Source organism: Acidobacteriota bacterium (assembly GCA_016196065.1).
In the GTDB taxonomy this organism is placed as follows: Bacteria; Acidobacteriota; Terriglobia; order Terriglobales; family Acidobacteriaceae; genus Acidiflorens.
In genome coordinates, this window is record JACPYL010000018.1 from 95490 (window position 1) to 112114 (window position 16625).

Sequence of the window (16625 nt, forward strand, 5' to 3'; positions counted from 1 at the left end):
AAGGAATACTAGGGTGCGAAGCGGGAGGGGTCAAGGCGCCGGGACGGCTAGTGGAGGCGCGCGTATTCGTCTTTGGCTTGCTTGAGCAGCGGCAAGTCGGGGTCGGCGTCTTTCCATAGAGCGAATAAGTCCTGATAAGTGGAGCGGGCTGCGGCCGTGTCGCCGGCAAGCGCGAGAGACCGGGCCAGGTGGAGGCGGCCAAGTGAGTGGTAGGGACCGAGCGGGAAGATTGTCCTGCGGGCTTCGATCTTCTGGAATTCGGCGGCGGCCTGCTTCCCGGATTTCATCGCGAGGTACGCCAGTCCGCGGTAAAACGTGGGACCGAGGTCGTTCGCTTCCACGATTTCAGCCGGCTTCAACGCCTCCACGGCGGCGCTTGGGTTGCCGCGCTTGATTTCAAGTGCGGCTCGGACCTGGGGGATCCAGTTTTGCTGAATGTTGGTGTCCTTCGGATGCTCTTTGCCTTGTATTTCGACGACTTTCGCGGGGCGTGAGGAATCGCCCGCCATCGCCAGCGCGGCGGCGGTCCACACGAACTCGTTGTGCGACAAATCGAGCGCCTGATTGGACCAGGAGCGCGCCGCCGCGGGATCCCCCATCCAATTTTCCATAATGCCGCGCCACCCGGCGACGAAAGCCTCGTTCGAAGCGAGGTCAAATTTTTTCGCGGAGTCGAAGGCTTTTTGTGAGAGTTCGCGTGCTTTCTTCAGTTGGCCTCGCAAAGCCGCCACCTGAGCCTCCGCCAGCAGCATGTTGGATTCCTCCGTCTTGCCGGAGGCCCAGGTGGCCTGGCGATCCATCTCCTGGTTATCGCCCTCCAGGTAGGCGATCACAAAGCGGCCGTTGTGCAGGACCTCGTCCTCCAGCTTCTTGTCCAACGCCTGCTGGTAGATCGCCTTGGCTTCTTCCAGCCGGTTCATGCGGAGATACACGGAGACCAAATTCTGATACGGCAGAACGTCGTTGGGCTGAAGGCGCAGACACTCGAGTGCCTGCGCCAGCGCCTTCGGAAAATCTCCGAGCACCGAGTAGTCCCCCACCAGGTTGTTGCGCGCGCCCCAGTCGCGAGGGTAGGTCTGAATCCACAGTTCAAGATTTTCGATCGCCTTCGGCACTTCCCCGGTCACGTCGCTGTAGTAGTGATCGGTGATGTAAAACTTTTCCAGTTCGCTGGTTCGGTCGCGGAGATCGTATGCCTTCTGGGAATTTTCCGAGGATTGGTGAAGATCACCGATATTTCCATACACGGCTCCCATGCGGGCATAGGCCATCGCAAAATTGGGATCGAGTTCCACCGCGCGCTTGTAGAACGGAAGAGCTGCGAGGTCACCTTCGCGAGCGCGCTTGTCATCGCCCAGCGCATAGGCTTTCAGAGCCTCCAGCGAAGATGTGGTGGCCTGGTCGATGGGCGCACTGAAATGTTCGATCGAGACCACGGTTTCGCCCAGCGGGCCGCGAATTTCCTTGGCCGCCGTCCCGAGCGCCTGGAGAACTTTTTCTTTGCTGGCCGCTTCCGATTGCTGGCGGGCGATGGTGTCGCCGGTGCGGCAGTTCAGGGCTTCCAGGTTCACGACGTAGTTCGATCCCATCGAGCCGATGGAACCGGCGAGAACCGCTTTAATCCCCTCGCGCTGGCAAATATCCCGTGCAACGGGCACGGTGACGCGATCGTCGGGAGAGCGTCCGGCAAACTTCAGCGCTTCGCGCACGCGCTCCTGCGGATACACGTTGAGAAACGGCGACTGCTCCAACTGTACCGCGAGTGCCTGCTTGAGCGTGCCGTCGAACACCGTGTCGCCGGTGGTGTTGGTGAAATCGGTGAGGAGAATGAAATCCTTTTCTGTAAGAGCGCTGGCCCGGCGACTGTAGAAGAATCCGGCGGCGAGAGCGACGACAACTACAGCGGCACCGACGAACAGCCAGCGGCGGCTTTTTGCGGCGGGCGCGATTCCAGAGGCAGACGACTGGGTGGCATTGGCACCACTCGCGGCTGCGGGCGAGGACACGCTGCTCGGCGCGGCCGCGATGCGGCCCGACGAAGGAGAAGGCATCGCCGCAACTGATTCTGAAGCGGCAGGCATGACGGCCGAACGTCCCGATTCTGTGTCGCGCTTGAGCCGCTGCAACTCCGCGCGCATATCGGAAGCGCTCTGGTAGCGCAGAGTGCGATCCTTTTCCAAAGCCCGATTCAGGATGCGTTCAAACTCAACCGGCAATTCGGGATTGAGCCGCACCGGAGAAGCTGGCGAGCGACTCAGAATGCCCTCAAAAATAACCGCAGACGTTTCGCCACGAAACGGGACTTCACCGGTCGCCATCTCATAGAGCACGGCACCGAAAGAAAAAAGATCGGTACGGTGGTCGAGGTCCTTGCCCCGCGCCTGTTCCGGAGACATGTAAGCGACAGTCCCCAGAGCGGTACCGGGGCTGGTCAGATGCTCGAGGCTGACGGCGGCAGTCTGCGCCATGGTGACGGCGGCCGGGTCTTTCGCGTCGCTCGACTTGCCTGTAACTTTAGCGAGTCCGAAATCGAGAATCTTGGCATGGCCGCGCTTGGTCGTGAAAATGTTCGCGGGCTTGATGTCGCGGTGAACGATGCCTTCGGCATGAGCAGCATCGAGCGCGTCTGCGATTTCGATCGCCAGCGGCAGCAAGACTTCCAGGTCCATCGGACGGCCGGCGATGTGGTGCTTCAAGGTCATGCCGTCCAGAAACTCCATGACGATGAACCACCGGCCTTCGTGGTTGGCAATCTCGTGGATCGTACAGATATTGGGATGATTCAGCGCCGACGCGGCCCGGGCTTCACGGCGGAAGCGTTCGAGAGTTTGCGGATCGCGGGCGACTTCGTCGGGCAGGAATTTGAGGGCGACGAAGCGGCCAAGCATGGTGTCCTCGGCCTTGTAGACGACACCCATACCCCCGCCGCCGAGCTTCTCCACAATGCGGTAATGAGAGATGGTTTGGCCGATCATGCGGTCGCGCGGGGAATCCTCAAGTGGAGGTATGGTAGGGCGGGGCGCGGGGGAAGTCAAAGGGAGGGCTCCGGGAAGAGTTATCTCCGGTCTGCAGGTTAGGCCCGGCTTCCCTGTCGGCAGGTGGCCAGTTCGGCAGTTTGAAAGCGGAGCCACGTACTCTACAACCTCAGTGGTGCGCTGCGGGCGCGGCGGACACCGGGAGCGCAAAGCGTTTGCGGGTTAGGGGAACTGCGGTGTCCTCGCCTTCGCGAATCCGGTAGGAGCGATCTGCGGCGAGGTTCCGAAACTTTTGCACGAGTTTTGAAGCAGGCCAGGAAACTTCGACCTCCGCGATCTTTTTGGCGTTACCCAAGCCGATGTGCTGGCGTAGCGGGTTGCCACCGAAACTGGACCCGTAGCCGAGAGTGCGGTAAATCCTGCGCGTGCCTTCCGCGTTCTGCAGCGTGACCTGGATGCGTGCCCCGAAGGCCGCGCGGTTCGTCTTGACACCTTCCAGTTCCAGCGAAACCCAGTGATGCCCGTGTCCGGGGTTGGAATACAGAACGCTGCTGTAGGTATCGCCTGGAAGTGCTCCACCCATTTCTTCGAAGATATCTTCTTCGCCATCGTTGTTGATATCGCCAAAGGCAACGCTATGCCCTTTCTGTAAATGGCCGAAGCCGCCGGAGGTCGTGACATCCTGAAAAGCTTTGCCCTCGTTGTTGCGAAACATCCGGTTGGGAAGAAGTGATTCGTAACTCGGATCTCCGGTACCGAGGTAGACATCGAGCCATCCATCGTTGTCGAGGTCGCCGAAGCTGGAGCCCATAACCAGAATCGCGCGGTCGAGTTTGACGCGTTTGGTCACATCCGTGAAGGTTCCATCGTGATTGTTGTGGTAAAGACGCGGTGTTTCAGCGCGATACGGAAGTCCTAATTCAAATGCCGCGATGTCGTTGAAGTCCTCCACATAGAAGCCAGCGACAAAAATATCGGGCCAGCCGTCGTTGTCGTAATCGAAGAACCATGTCGCAAAACTGTGGAGCGGCTCCGCCACACCCGCTTGCGCGGTAACATCGGTAAACTTCCAGCGGTCGGGGAGCGGACTCTTGGGGTCGAAAGGTCCATCGTTTCTGAAAAGATGGTTCGGCTTGCCCTTAACAGACACGTATAGGTCGGGACGGCCATCGTTGTTGAAGTCGCCCCACGCCACACCTTTTACGTACCCCATGTCGGCGAGCCCATTGGGGACGGCAACTTCGGTGAATGTTCCGTCGCGATTGTTGTGGAACAACTGCGAGGGATGGTTTTCTTCCACGTTCGCTTCGTGGCCTACATACAAATCGAGCCAGCCATCATTGTCGTAGTCGGCCCAGGCCGCGGCCTGGGTAGGATGAAGGGAGAGTAGGCCCGCTTCCTCCGTGACATCGTCAAACGTTCCATCGCCGTGATTGCGCAGCAGGGACGTGGGATATTTTCCGTTTTGTCCCCACCATCCACCGCGTAAAACCAGCACATCCGGATGGCCGTCGTTGTTGTAGTCCGTTACAACCATGTTCAAGCCACCTAACTCGCCAATAAGTCCGGCTTGCTGGGTACGATCAGCGAATGAGCCATCGCCGTTATTGTGAAAGAAACGCAACTGGTCCAGCGGCCCAGAGGAAGACACCATCAAGTCAAGCAAACCATCGCCATCGAAGTCTTCCATCAGAACCCCGCCGGAGTGGTTATTCAGGAGCAGGCCGGCTTGCGGAGCGACGTCATAGAAGCGGCCGATGTCATATTCCGAATCAAACGTCGATGACGGAACCAGCCATTTGGCAGGCACATCGTCGGGATAGCGCCCGATTGTCATATACGCAATATTGAGCAGCCATCGCGATTTCAAGTCGTTGGGATCGGCTGCGAGTGCCGCCGTCAATTCACGCACCGCGCCTTCCATGCCGCGCTTCTCCCGATGGACTCCTCCGCCCTTGATCGGAAAGATGCAGGAATCCTGTCCGTGGTAGTGCACGCAGTTTTCCTGCTCACCCAGACGCATGTAAGCGATCGCGAGCAGGTTGCGGACTTGTATTTCAAAATCGGGAGTCAGGAGAATCTGCTGTTCGCGACACAGGATTCGAATATGCTCCAGTTCTTCCACCGCCGCGGCGCTGTTCCCAGCTTTGAGCTGGCTGTCAGCCAGAGCTTTGCGAATCTTGAGTTCGTCGCGCAGGCTGGGGTTAGCGGCGAGCAGAGACTCGTAGTACTTCGCGCGCTCCGCCGCTTTGTTTGGGTCGACTTTCCAATCCTGCTCCGCATAGATTTTCTGCAGGAGTGCGGCCATTTTCTTAGTGCCGGAAGCCGGAGCGGCCTGCGCGAACATGCCCAACGGCGGATTGACCACCAGCGCCGCCACGACCGTCAGAACAAACTGGAATTCCCGCCGCATGAGGGACACCATTCTAAACATCTCTGCTCAGTTCGCTGCTGCGAAATCGCTCGCACGGGCAGGGCGTAATCACGTAGGCTCGAATCAAGAGGAGTAAGATTCAAGCAGGAATTCCAGTCCCATTGACTTTCCTGATCATCGATTGCGACGCCTCTCTTCATCCCGGATCGGTCTCCTGGCCCTGTTTTTATTGTTCGAGATGCTGAGCGCGACGGCACAAAAAAGTGCTGCCGGGCTTGATCGCGAACAGCTTTACCGCGAGGGCGCTCGCTACCTCCAGCAAGGTGATCTCGCACACGCGCAGGAAATTTTCGAGAAACTGGTGCGGATTGCGCCTAACTTTGCTGAAGGCCGCCAATCCCTCGGCCGGAGTTTGCTTTTTTCGGGCAAGACGGACCAAGCGATTGCACAATTCCAACGGGCCTTGACAATCAAGCCCACGCTGCTTGCGGCGCGAATCAGCCTCTCCGAAGCATTCTCGGCGAAAGGTGACTACGAACAGGCTATCGGCGAAGCGCGCAAGGCCGTCCAACTTTCGGGCCGAGACGCGGAAGCCCGGCGCACCCTGGGCCGGGCGCTGAGTCACCATGCCGACCTGAGCGCGGCGCTCGCAGAATTGAAATTAGCGACGGAACTCGCTCCGAAACGAGCCGACTTGCACGACGACCACGGGGCGTTGCTGGCACGCAACTCCGAGCCGGAAGCCGCGGCGTCGGAATTCGCCGAAGCGCTACGCCTTGATCCAAAGTTCGTAGCGGCGAAGATTCATCTGGGCGTAGTGCGTTGGAAGCAGCACTCGCTGGGCGATGCTCAACAACTCCTCAAGAGCGCGGTGGTGGCCGCTCCGCAAAACGTGCAGGCCCATTACTACCTGGCGCGTGTCCTGGGCGAAAAAGGAGACTCCCAAGGCGCACTCCGCGAATTGCAGGCCGCGGTGAAACTCCAGCCCGGTTTTGCGGATGCACAATCTCAACTCGGGTTGGCTCTCCAACGGACAGGAGATGCAGCCGGCGCCGTAGCCGTTTTTCGCCAAGTCGTCGCGTCCCAACCCGCGAGTGCAGACGCCCACAACAATCTGGGACTCGCCTTGATCCAGATTGGGGACGCGCCCAGCGCAGTTGAGGAATTCAAGGCGGCATTGCGCATACAGCCGGACGACGCCGGGTATCGTGGCAACTTGGGAATTGCGTATCTACATCGTGCGGATTTTGACGCCGCCATCGCGGAATTTCGAACTGCGCTTCAGGGCACACCTGACGATGCAACTCTTCACTACAACCTCGGACTGGCGCTGAAACTCAAAGATTCGCTGGCCGCCGCGGTTGAGGAGTTTCAGAAAGCAGCGCAACTCGATCCAAAGCAAGCCGACATTCACTACACCCTCGGCGTAACACTCTGGCAGCAAGGAGAATTTTCGCAGGCGATCGCGGAGTTGCGGGCCGCAACGGGGATTCGTCCGGATTATGCGGAAGCGTATTACACGATGGGCACGGTTCTGAAACAACAGGGGAACCTGTCTGAAGCCGCGAGCACATTGCGGGAGGCGATTCGGTTGCAGCCAGACTTCGCGGGAGCGCATACCACCCTGGCGGGAGTGCTGCGCCAGCTTGGCGACAGCGCCGGAGCCGCTGCCGAAAGCAAACTCGGCGCGGAAATGGCGAAGAGCGCCAATGCATTACAAGCCGCCACCTTCTCCACCAATTCCGGGCGCCGCTTTCTGAACGCGGGCGATTTCGAGGCTGCAGTTTCTCAATTCCGCTCCGCCATCGTCCAATCCGCCACCTACGCGCCCGCTCACTATTACCTGGCGATGGCTCTTAAGGCGCAGGGAAAGACGGAAGAGGCGAACGCTGAATTTCGGAAGGCCGCAGAACTGGACCCTCATCTGCAGCCGCCGTCACCATAAACGGCAGTTTGAAACAAGGCCGCACAATGATTTCTGATTTTGCGATGAGGAACGAGATCAGGAACTATCGGGTAATACGAACGGCGACAATACTGGTCTCGACCGGCACGCCGCGAGTCACCTTCACGCGTAAGACCGCCTCGAAAGGTTTAAGGCCGCTCGTTTCGGTAACACCCAGCCATTTCAGCAGCTCCCGCACCGAATTCCGATCGCAGGCGAATTCCACGGCGGCCTGCGTGCCCATGGTCGTGGTGCCGGCCAGAATCAGCACCGATCGGGTTGGATCCAACCCCTTCGTCAAGGCAATGACAGCATAGTCCTCGTTCAGCGGTGCCTCTGCGGGACTTCCCAGCAAAAAGCGTGGCTCTCCCGCCTGGGGATGCAGGTTAGCGATGGCGAGGTCGCCTTTGCGAGCGCCGGAATCAACGCGCTGGAAAACAAATTCCCGTGTGCCCGGAATGTCTCGCAGCGTCAGGTTCTCGGCCGGTGAGCCGACGAAGATCAGATCGTTGTTCTTGGCGTCGTCCAGTGAAAACAGGCTGCCTCGTTTCACACGGATCTGCCGATGCAACTGTTCAAACACGCGGTCCAGGGCATGTACCGACAACACTTCTCCCACGCCCGTGTAGTGATCGAGGATGACGGGAGCGCCCGCATCGCGCGCGGCATTGAAATAGCGCATGCCCGTCTCGGGGCGGCCCACAAAAGCTCCGTTGCTGAAAATTACCCACGGTTCTTCGGGAGCCAACATGAACGGTTTCCAAAACGTCGCAAACTCGGCTGGCACCGACTCGGTGATCACGTCGGCCGTTTTTTTGCGAGTGCTGAGCAGCCACCCGATCGTTGCGAGCGACGCCAACAAGAGGACCGACAAACAAACGACTGCCATCGACCAGCGTCGCGAACGGCGGGCACCCTCTTCTTCGACGACTGCATCGTGGGCGGTCTGCAAATGGATTTTCGACGAGTCCCCGGCGCGCGTATGGAAGGAGACCAGGTACGTCCCCTTCGGCATCTCCACCAGAACTGTGTCCTCGAGCCCTTCGGATGCGTAGTACTCGGCCAACTTCAGGCGCAGTCGCCCGGCCTGTACTCGGATGGTCGAATCGACTTGCGGATCAAATGCGGCTGGACGCCCAAAAACTTCCGTGGCGATCTGATATTCCTTGAGCGGCGTCCCGGGATGATCGAGTGCGTGTTCGGCGAGGTAACGTAATAATTTTCGAAGGGATTCAGAATTGTGTAGGGTATGGCTGTTCTCAATCTTCGCGATGTGCGAGAGGTAAAGGGTCCGTTCTGCCTTCTGAGCACCCGTTACAGCCATTTAACATAGAGAGTAACAATCCCCGTAGCTGACTGCAAGCGTTACAGTTGTCCTCGGTAACCGTATCAGACCGAGTGAAACTTATAAATGTTGCATCGAAGGGTCAACCTCACCACCGCGCAGGGGTTTCTTTGTCTCCATCGATCCTGAAAAATACGGGCGAAGGTCCATTGGCAAAGACTGCTGTTCCCGTGCGCACGAGCGACCTGTGGGACCTGCTGGGCGCGGGTTTTTGGAGTCTCCGTTTCCTTGTAGCAGGCGCTGCTAATTACTACTAAATGCCATAGAGCAATCTGGGATCACGTTTCTCGGCCCTTGCGATTCATTGATCTAGACGTAAACGGACTTCGGAAGACGGACTGCAACAGACAACGTGCAACGAATGTCAATACTGTTTTTTGATTAGACGAATTGCCCGAACTTAGCGGATCGGGCACGGTGAAGAACGAGCCGAATTGTTCGTTCCACAGTGTGGGTGTGTGGGGAGAAAATCGATGAAGACAAAGCAGATATTGTGTTTTGCAACAGCCTTGTTGCTAGTGATCGGCGTCGCGTTGACACCGGCGGTGCAAGCGCAGGCAGTATATGGAAACATTCTAGGTACTGTGACAGATCCGCAGGGCGCGGCGGTCGCTAATGCGAAGGTGACCGTCATCAACCAGCGCAAAGGCACGTCGGACACCACCACGACGAACGCGGACGGCAACTACTCCGTCACCCACTTGGTCCCGGACGTCTACACCGTCCGCGCCGAATCAGCAGGCTTCAAAATTACCGAACAGAAGGACGTGGTCGTATCGGCTGATGCCGGTTCGAGCGTCCCCTTGCAGTTCCAGGTCGGCGGCGCGTCGGAAACCGTGTAAGTGACCGGCGAAGCGCCCCAGCTCAAAACGGACCGAGCCGATGTGGCTACCACCTTCAACGAGAAGGCGGTCACTGAGCTTCCGATTCTAAACCGCAACTTCACCAGCTTCGAGCTGCTCTCTCCCGGCACACAGCGCTTGACCGGATGGAGCCACGCCGCGACGGAAAACCCGCAAGGCGGCCAGCAGATTTTCGTCAACGGCCAGCACTTCAGCGGCACGGCATTCGAACTTGACGGCACCGACAACCAGGACCCGATTCTCGGCATCATCATCGTGAACCCGACGCTCGAGTCGGTCACGGAAGCCAAGATCACGTTGCAGAATTACGACGCCGAGTTCGGCAAAGCGGTCGCCGGCATCGTCGCTACCCAAACCAAGTCTGGCAGCAACCAGTATCACGGCAGCGCTTTCTGGTTCCATCGAGATAACGCCGGCCGCGCCGTCGATCCATTTCAAGGAACGAGAGATCTGCCCAAGACTATTTGGAACCAGTTCGGCGGTTCCATTGGCGGTGCTGTTATTAAAGATAAGTTGTTCTTCTTTGGTGATTACCAGGGCACACGCCGCATTGCCGGCACCAGCTTTACGGGGAGTGTTCCAACCCAGTTGGTGAGGGATACGTGCTTTAACCCGACCAGCGATGTTTGCGACCTCAGCGACTACGGCGCCGCGATCTATAATCCAGCCTCGGCTGTTTTCAACCGCACACTGTACCCAAACAGCGTCATTCCCAAAGCAGATTACGATCCTCTCGGCAATCACATTGCGGAGGGCATTCTGGCGCTCTTCCCCGCCCCGAATACAGAAGGCAATGGCGCGCACAATCAGCAAAACAACTTCACGAAGGGCGGATCGGGATCCTTCAACGACAACGCGTTCAACACACGCTGGGATTACGTAGCCACCTCGAAGCTGCAGGTGTTTGGCCGGTTCAGTCTCGCCAACTTCAAACTCGGCGGCGTCCCCGTGTTCGGCAACCAGATCGGCGGCCCTGGCTTGGGCTATCTGAATCTGGCTGGCCAATCGGAGATCAAGAACCGCAGTCTGGCTACTGGTTTTGATTACGCGGTAAGCCCGACACTGCTGACCGACTTCCGGTTCGGCTGGTTCCAGTACAATCCGCACTCCACCAAGTTCGACGGCAGCGTAGCGGCAGCCGACGCGCTCGGTCTGCCCGGCCTCAACACTTCCGACCCAACCACGGGCGGATTGCCCGGATTCTTCCTCGACGACAATTCCGGCAACCGCACTCTCTCGCTCTTCGGCGAAGGTCTGGACATTGGACGCTGCAACTGTCCTTTGACCGAACGCGAACGGCAGTACCAGTTCGTAAATAACTGGACGAAGGTCAGCGGCAACCACCAGATGAAATTTGGCGTCGACCTGCGCCACGCTACCAACCTGCGTGTACCCTCCGATGCCAATCGCACTGGCCTGATGCACTTCACCAAGGCATTCACATCGGACGGAGGCGTCGATGTCAACCATACGGGCGCGACCGGAGGATTGGATCTCGCATCGTTCCTGTTCGGATCTGTGCAAAACTTCAACCGCTACGTTGGGTCCCCAGCGGAACTGACAGCAATTGAGTCTCAGAACCGGTACTTCATTTATGCGCAAGACACATGGCGCGCAACTCCCAAATTGACCTTGAACTATGGGTTGCGCTACGAGTGGTACACGCCGGAGCATGTCAGCGGCAAGGGTGCAGGCGGCTTCGCAGTTCTTCCCGAAGGTGTGATTCGAGTCGCTGGCTTCGGCGGGATCTCCTCGAACGGCAACACCGGTAACGCAAGCAAGGCATTTGCGCCCCGCATTGGCGTGGCCTATCAGTGGAACCCCAAGACCGTGATCCGCATGGGTTACGGGCGCAGCTTCGACATTGGCGTGTTCGGGTCTCTATTCGGGCACACTGTCACTCAGAACCTGCCTGTGCTCGCCAATCAAAACCTCAACAGCACGGATGGCGGCTACACGGAGGCATTTAACTTCACGACCGGCCCCTCTCCGAATCAATTCCCCGATGTTCCGAGCGATGGCCTGCTTCCGCTGCGTGGCCCGAATAACGATGTCACACCCCATGTGCGTCCCGATCACGTCCGTCTGCCTACGATTGACGCCTGGAACGTCACCGTCCAGCGCCAGTTGAACCGCACCACTAGCTTGGAAGTCGCGTACGTCGCCAACAAAGGAACACACGTCTTCGTAGGCAACGGTCCGAGCTACAACGTGAATCAGCCGAGCATTGTCGGGTTCGGTACCATTCCCCAGGCGCAGCGTCGGCCGTTCTACAACAAGTTCACCTACGCTAACTTCATCGATCCCAACACGGACGCCCCGCTTCAGTGCTGCTCGGGCGATCTGAGCTACGCCGGGAACGACTCCAACAACTTCTACCGCGCGCTCCAGATCAAAGTCGACAAGCGGATATCCAATGGGTTGCAGGTTCTGGCGCACTACACTTACTCCAGAGCCTACAACTACAACGACAACTACGCACCCGATCCAAACGTGGTGTTTGGCCGGGACGACTACAACCGCGACAGCGTATTCATTGCCACCGTGCTGTATGAACTGCCGTTCGGCAAAGGCAAGAAGTTTGGCGGCAACTCCAGCAAAATTGCGGATATGTTCCTTGGCGGATGGCAGTGGAATTCCACCTGGACGATCGGCAGTGGACTGCCCTGGACACCGAGCTATCAGGACTGCGGCGCCGACCAAGATACCGGCCCATGCCGTCCCAGCAGGGCTGGCTCGGTCCACGTGGGGGCAGGGAGTTTCGATGCTGCCAATCGGCGAGTGAAGTACTTCGACGCAATCCCGGGAGTCGCGAATCCAGTTGGTGAGGAGCTCTGCGGTGTCGGCCCCGCATTCTGTCCGGCACTTTACGCGAACGGCATCTCGGCTGGCGGGTTCCTCCGTCCAGACTCGGGAACGTTCGGCAACGTTCAGCGCAACAGCTTCACTGGCCCTGGCGAGTTCATGGCCGACATGTCGGTGTTCAAGAGCTTCTCGTTCACGGAGACGGTGAAAGCCCAACTCCGGTTCGAGTTCTTCAACGTGTTTAATCACCCAGTCCTCGGCTACCCCAACGGCTGCGTCGATTGCATCGACTCGGGCACCGGGAGCGTGGGCAACAATGGATACATTACGAGCTTGCAGGAAGGCACTTTCATGCGCCAGATGCAAGTCGGTCTAAAAATAAGCTTCTAACCCAGGCTTCACTAGGGAACGGAGAGGGAGCCAAACTGGCTCCCTCTTTTTCTAGCGCGATAATTCTTTTTCTGCTTTGATGTTCCACATGGCCGCAGCCATGCCCCAATTGCTGGAAACCGTCGCGACACTACTGCTGAGCCTCAGCCTGAGTGCTGCTGCTTGCGGCCAGGATGCCCTCCCTGCAGCCGCTCCTCCTTCGGAAGCGAGTACTCCATCGGGATTTCAGGCCGCTGACGAACTTCTCCGGCGCGGCCAGTACGACGAAGCGATCTCACAACTCCTGGCGCTCGAATCGGCGCAACCGCGACCAAAGGGACTCTCGCGCGAGATCGGCATGGCGTACTACAAGAAGGCCGACTACCTTCAAGCCGCCACATATCTGAAGAAGGCACTGAGCGAGGATCCGTCCGACAAAGAGGCGATGCAACTGCTGGGTCTGTCTTCCTACCTCTCTGGGCGTCCTGCTGACGCAATTCCTTATCTGGAGAAGGTGCAGTCCTGGATGCCGCGCGCGAATGTGGACGCGTCTTACATTCTCGGCGTCTGCTATATCCAGACCAAGGACTACCCCAAAGCTCGCGTTGCGTTTGCGCGCATGTTCGATGTGCCTTCGGACTCGGCGGCTGGATATCTGTTTACCGCACGCATGCTGCTGCGGCAGGAATTCGATCCGGTAGCGGAGGAGTACGCGCTGAAGGCGACGACGCTCGATCCAAAGTTGCCGGGAGCGCACCAGTTGCTGGGAGAGTTGTATCTTTACAAGTCGCGCGTGCCGGAAGCGATCGAACAATTTCAAAAGGAACTGAGCCTGAGTCCAGCGAATCCGACTACCTATTACAAACTGGCTGACGCCTATTCGCGAGTGCAGAAATACGAGGACGCGGAACGCCTGCTCCAGCGCTCGATCTGGCTGGATGCGACTTCGACGGGCCCTTACATCCTGTTGGGAAAAGTTCTCGAGAAAAAAGGTGAATACGAACTTGCGGTGCGGGCGCTCCGGCGGGCGGCAACCATGGACCCGAATAATCCGATCACACATCACCTGCTTGGACAGACCTATCGCGACATGGGGAAGAAGGACGAAGCAGAAACGGAATTGAAGTTTGCCCAGGAATTACAGACGAAACAGGATGCACATTGAGAATTGCGGCGCTACGGGCGAACTGCAGATCCCTCGCTGCGCTCGGGATGACAGATTGGAAGCGGGATGAAAGATCGGAATAAGAGAGTGGCTGCGTGATGACGAACCAACGCAAACAAGTCGTCGGGCTGGGTGAGATTCTCTGGGACGTGCTGCCCACTGGAAAGCAGCTGGGCGGCGCGCCGTCGAATTTTGCTTATATCTCGACGCTGCTTGGCAATCAGGGGATTGTTGCCAGCCGGATCGGAGATGACGCGCTCGGCAGCGAAGCCAGGCAGCGTCTGGCGAACCTCGGCGTGACAACGGACTTCCTGCAGATTGACCATGTGCATCCAACCGGAACCGTTCAAGTCAGAGTCGATCATGCAGGACAACCGAAGTTCGAAATTGCAGAAGGCGTTGCCTGGGATTTTCTGGAGTGGACGACTGCATGGCAAGAACTCGCAGCGCGGGCCGATGCGATCTGCTTTGGATCGCTGGCACAACGCGGCCCAAACACACGCGCCACGATTCGCCACTTTCTAACACACGTGCGGGAAGAAGCGGTTCGAATATTCGACGTCAACCTGCGGCAGGATTTTTTTTCGGAGGAGGTACTAACCGATTCGATGAAGATGGCAGAAATCGTGAAGCTGAATCATGAGGAACTGCCGCGAATCATGCACCTGTTCGGACTCGACCATCGCGATGAGATTACTTCCGCGGATGCGCTGATGGACCTACACCATCTGAAAGTAGTCTGCGTCACTCGTGGTTGCCACGGCAGCTTGCTGATCAATCAGGAATCGTTGCATGAGCATCCGGGCTACCGGATTCAGATGGGGGACGCCATTGGCGCTGGAGACGCGTTCACCGCCGGGTTGGTCTACGAATATATGCGCGGCGCTTCCCTTTCCGAGATGAACGAAACTGCGAACCGGGTTGGAGCGTGGGTCGCCAGCCAGACGGGCGCCATGCCGACACCGGGAGAGGGCGGCATACGCGAAGAGATGGCCCAGATCGGATAGTCCTGGTTCTCTCTTCAGAACGTCTACTGCTGACTCGCCCCCTTCGGAGTGGACGCTTCCTTCTCCAATTTTTCTACCTCAGCTTTCGGCAGGGCATGCAGGAGTTCGAGGAACGCTGCGTTGGTCCAGCCGAAGCCGATAACGTTGGCTTGATATCCCGCCGCTACCTGAGCTTCGGAGGAACGAGTTGCGACATTATATTTTTCGCGGATCGTCCCATCGCGCTGAAAGTTCTCAACTACAGTGGAGAGAAATTTATAGGAGAGACGATCCGCCTCGGCGTTGAAGCCGTAGCGGCGCAATCCCTGGATCGCGAGCAACTGAACGGGCGCCCACCCGTAGGGATAGTCCCACTGCATGCCGGTATTTTCGGGACTCATCGCGAGCCCGCCGGGGAATTCGAAGGCCGACAGATTCTTGGCGACCGCAGCAGCTTGCTCGGGAGTTGCGAGGCCCGCCCACAACGGATAATAGGTGGTGAGATAACGGTACGTCGATTTCTTTCCACCTGCAAAATCGTAGTCAAAAAAGAAGCCGCGTTCGGCGTCCCACAAATACTGCTGCATGCGGCTGCGGCGCGTCTCCGCTCGCGTTCTCCAGACCTTGGCATCGGGCAATTTGCCGATCAAGACGCTGATCTGATCGATATCTTTTTCCGTCTTGTAGAGCAGGCTATTGAGGCAAACCGGGGCGTAATGATGCGTGGCGGAGCCATAGGCGCCGAAGCGGAAGGAAATATCAAACGCCGATTCGCGCATCGAGCGGTCGCCCTTGTAGTAGTCTGCGCTCAGTCGAACGATGTGTTCTGCTCCACATTCCGGGCGGGCCATCGTCAGCGGGACGTCGCAAGCTTTGACGGAGTATTTTTGCCCTTCTCCCTCGGCAGGTTGCCCGTGCTTTTGCTCGACAAGATAGTGGTCAGCCTGATCGGGATGAAGCATGAAGTAACTCACGACATCGCGATAGTAACCGCCTTCGTCCTGCAGGCCCTCGGCGGGCGGACCGTCGCCAAAATCGTAATAGCGCGCCAGATCGGTCGTTCCAGCCAAGTGCGGATTACGCGTCCACATCGAGTAGTCTCGCAACAGAAACGGGTAGGCGCGCTTGAGCCACTCGGTATCGTTCTTACCTGCCTGCTTTTCCGCTTCATACACGGCCAGCACCATTGAACTCAGAAAGGGGGGCTGAGAACGCGTGAGATAGTAAGTTCGATTGGCGTTCAGGATTGAGCCGTAGTTTTCGATTTCAAAAAAGAAATTTTCCACCATCCCGCGAGCGAGATCGATGCGCCCATCGCGCAGCAAACCCACCACGATGAAGTAGCTGTCCCAGCCGTACATCTCGTTGAATCGTCCGCCAGGCACGACGTACTTATTGGGCAGATAAAGCAGGCCGTGAGGCTGAATCGCCTTCGTATCGATCTCGCCTAGTTGCTGAATTGGCTTGGCGAGGTGCTGAATCTCAACGTTGCAGTCGGCATGCAACTTCTCGACCGCGGAGGGCACCGCCATGCCCGCCGGGAGATAGAGCACGGGATGCACCTTCATCTTGGGATCGCCCACAAATGCGCAGTCGGTCATGGAGCGCGTGAGATTGTCCCAATTGGCCGCGATGTATTGACGAACCGGCGCAATGCCGAGGGCGGGGGACTTGGCTTCCTGAGCTGATGCTGCGATGGAAAGGACGAGTAGAAAAAGAAGGCGAATTCGGCACAAGAAGAATCGATTTTTCATGGCAGATTTACAGTCAACATCATAAACCTGCCCACACGGTTTGG

The 16625-nt window shown here is 58.1% G+C and carries 9 protein-coding genes; 5 read left to right on the top strand and 4 right to left on the bottom strand.

Annotated features, from left to right (window positions below; genetic code table 11):
- Nucleotides 1-47: 47 nt before the first annotated feature.
- Nucleotides 48-2975 (bottom strand): protein kinase, encoded by a 2928-nt coding sequence (locus HY010_17060; protein MBI3477443.1) that lies wholly within the window; start codon nucleotides 2973-2975, stop codon nucleotides 48-50.
- A gap of 169 nt (nucleotides 2976-3144) precedes the next feature.
- On the bottom strand, nucleotides 3145-5400 hold the full coding sequence (locus tag HY010_17065) for a VCBS repeat-containing protein (protein ID MBI3477444.1): 2256 nt from the start codon (nucleotides 5398-5400) through the stop codon (nucleotides 3145-3147).
- A gap of 130 nt (nucleotides 5401-5530) precedes the next feature.
- Here HY010_17065 and HY010_17070 point away from each other — a divergent pair, with 130 nt between their 5' ends.
- Nucleotides 5531-7294 (top strand): tetratricopeptide repeat protein, encoded by a 1764-nt coding sequence (locus HY010_17070; protein ID MBI3477445.1) that lies wholly within the window; start codon nucleotides 5531-5533, stop codon nucleotides 7292-7294.
- 64 nt (nucleotides 7295-7358) lie between these two features.
- Here HY010_17070 and HY010_17075 read toward each other — a convergent pair whose 3' ends face one another.
- The gene (locus tag HY010_17075; protein MBI3477446.1) at nucleotides 7359-8618 is read right to left on the bottom strand and encodes a helix-turn-helix domain-containing protein; all 1260 of its coding nucleotides are present in this window, start codon (nucleotides 8616-8618) and stop codon (nucleotides 7359-7361) included.
- Between the two features lie 494 nt (nucleotides 8619-9112).
- Here HY010_17075 and HY010_17080 point away from each other — a divergent pair, with 494 nt between their 5' ends.
- The 4 genes from HY010_17080 (at nucleotide 9113) to HY010_17095 (ending at nucleotide 14848) form a co-directional block, all read left to right on the top strand.
- The gene (locus HY010_17080; protein MBI3477447.1) at nucleotides 9113-9481 is read left to right on the top strand and encodes a carboxypeptidase regulatory-like domain-containing protein; all 369 of its coding nucleotides are present in this window, start codon (nucleotides 9113-9115) and stop codon (nucleotides 9479-9481) included.
- Complete coding sequence (locus HY010_17085) at nucleotides 9482-12697, top strand: TonB-dependent receptor (protein ID MBI3477448.1); 3216 nt, start codon at nucleotides 9482-9484, stop codon at nucleotides 12695-12697.
- An 88-nt stretch (nucleotides 12698-12785) separates the two neighbouring features.
- A complete protein-coding gene (locus HY010_17090; protein ID MBI3477449.1) occupies nucleotides 12786-13841 on the top strand; it encodes a tetratricopeptide repeat protein in 1056 nt (351 codons plus the stop codon).
- 98 nt (nucleotides 13842-13939) lie between these two features.
- On the top strand, nucleotides 13940-14848 hold the full coding sequence (locus HY010_17095) for a carbohydrate kinase (GenBank protein ID MBI3477450.1): 909 nt from the start codon (nucleotides 13940-13942) through the stop codon (nucleotides 14846-14848).
- 23 nt (nucleotides 14849-14871) lie between these two features.
- On the opposite strand, the gene HY010_17100 is transcribed toward HY010_17095, so the two are convergent.
- Complete coding sequence (locus HY010_17100) at nucleotides 14872-16581, bottom strand: trehalase (GenBank protein MBI3477451.1); 1710 nt, start codon at nucleotides 16579-16581, stop codon at nucleotides 14872-14874.
- Between the last annotated feature and the right edge of the window lie 44 nt (nucleotides 16582-16625).

Bases quoted from the DNA above. Each gene is read 5' to 3' on its own strand.
- HY010_17080 (MBI3477447.1), top strand. From the start codon at position 9,113: ATGAAGACAAAGCAGATATTGTGTTTTGCAACAGCCTTGTTGCTAGTG.
- HY010_17095 (MBI3477450.1), top strand. From the start codon at position 13,940: ATGACGAACCAACGCAAACAAGTCGTCGGGCTGGGTGAGATTCTCTGG.
- HY010_17090 (MBI3477449.1), top strand. From the start codon at position 12,786: ATGGCCGCAGCCATGCCCCAATTGCTGGAAACCGTCGCGACACTACTG.
- HY010_17100 (MBI3477451.1), bottom strand. From the start codon at position 16,581: ATGAAAAATCGATTCTTCTTGTGCCGAATTCGCCTTCTTTTTCTACTC.
- HY010_17065 (MBI3477444.1), bottom strand. From the start codon at position 5,400: ATGGTGTCCCTCATGCGGCGGGAATTCCAGTTTGTTCTGACGGTCGTG.
- HY010_17060 (MBI3477443.1), bottom strand. From the start codon at position 2,975: ATGATCGGCCAAACCATCTCTCATTACCGCATTGTGGAGAAGCTCGGC.
- HY010_17075 (MBI3477446.1), bottom strand. From the start codon at position 8,618: ATGGCTGTAACGGGTGCTCAGAAGGCAGAACGGACCCTTTACCTCTCG.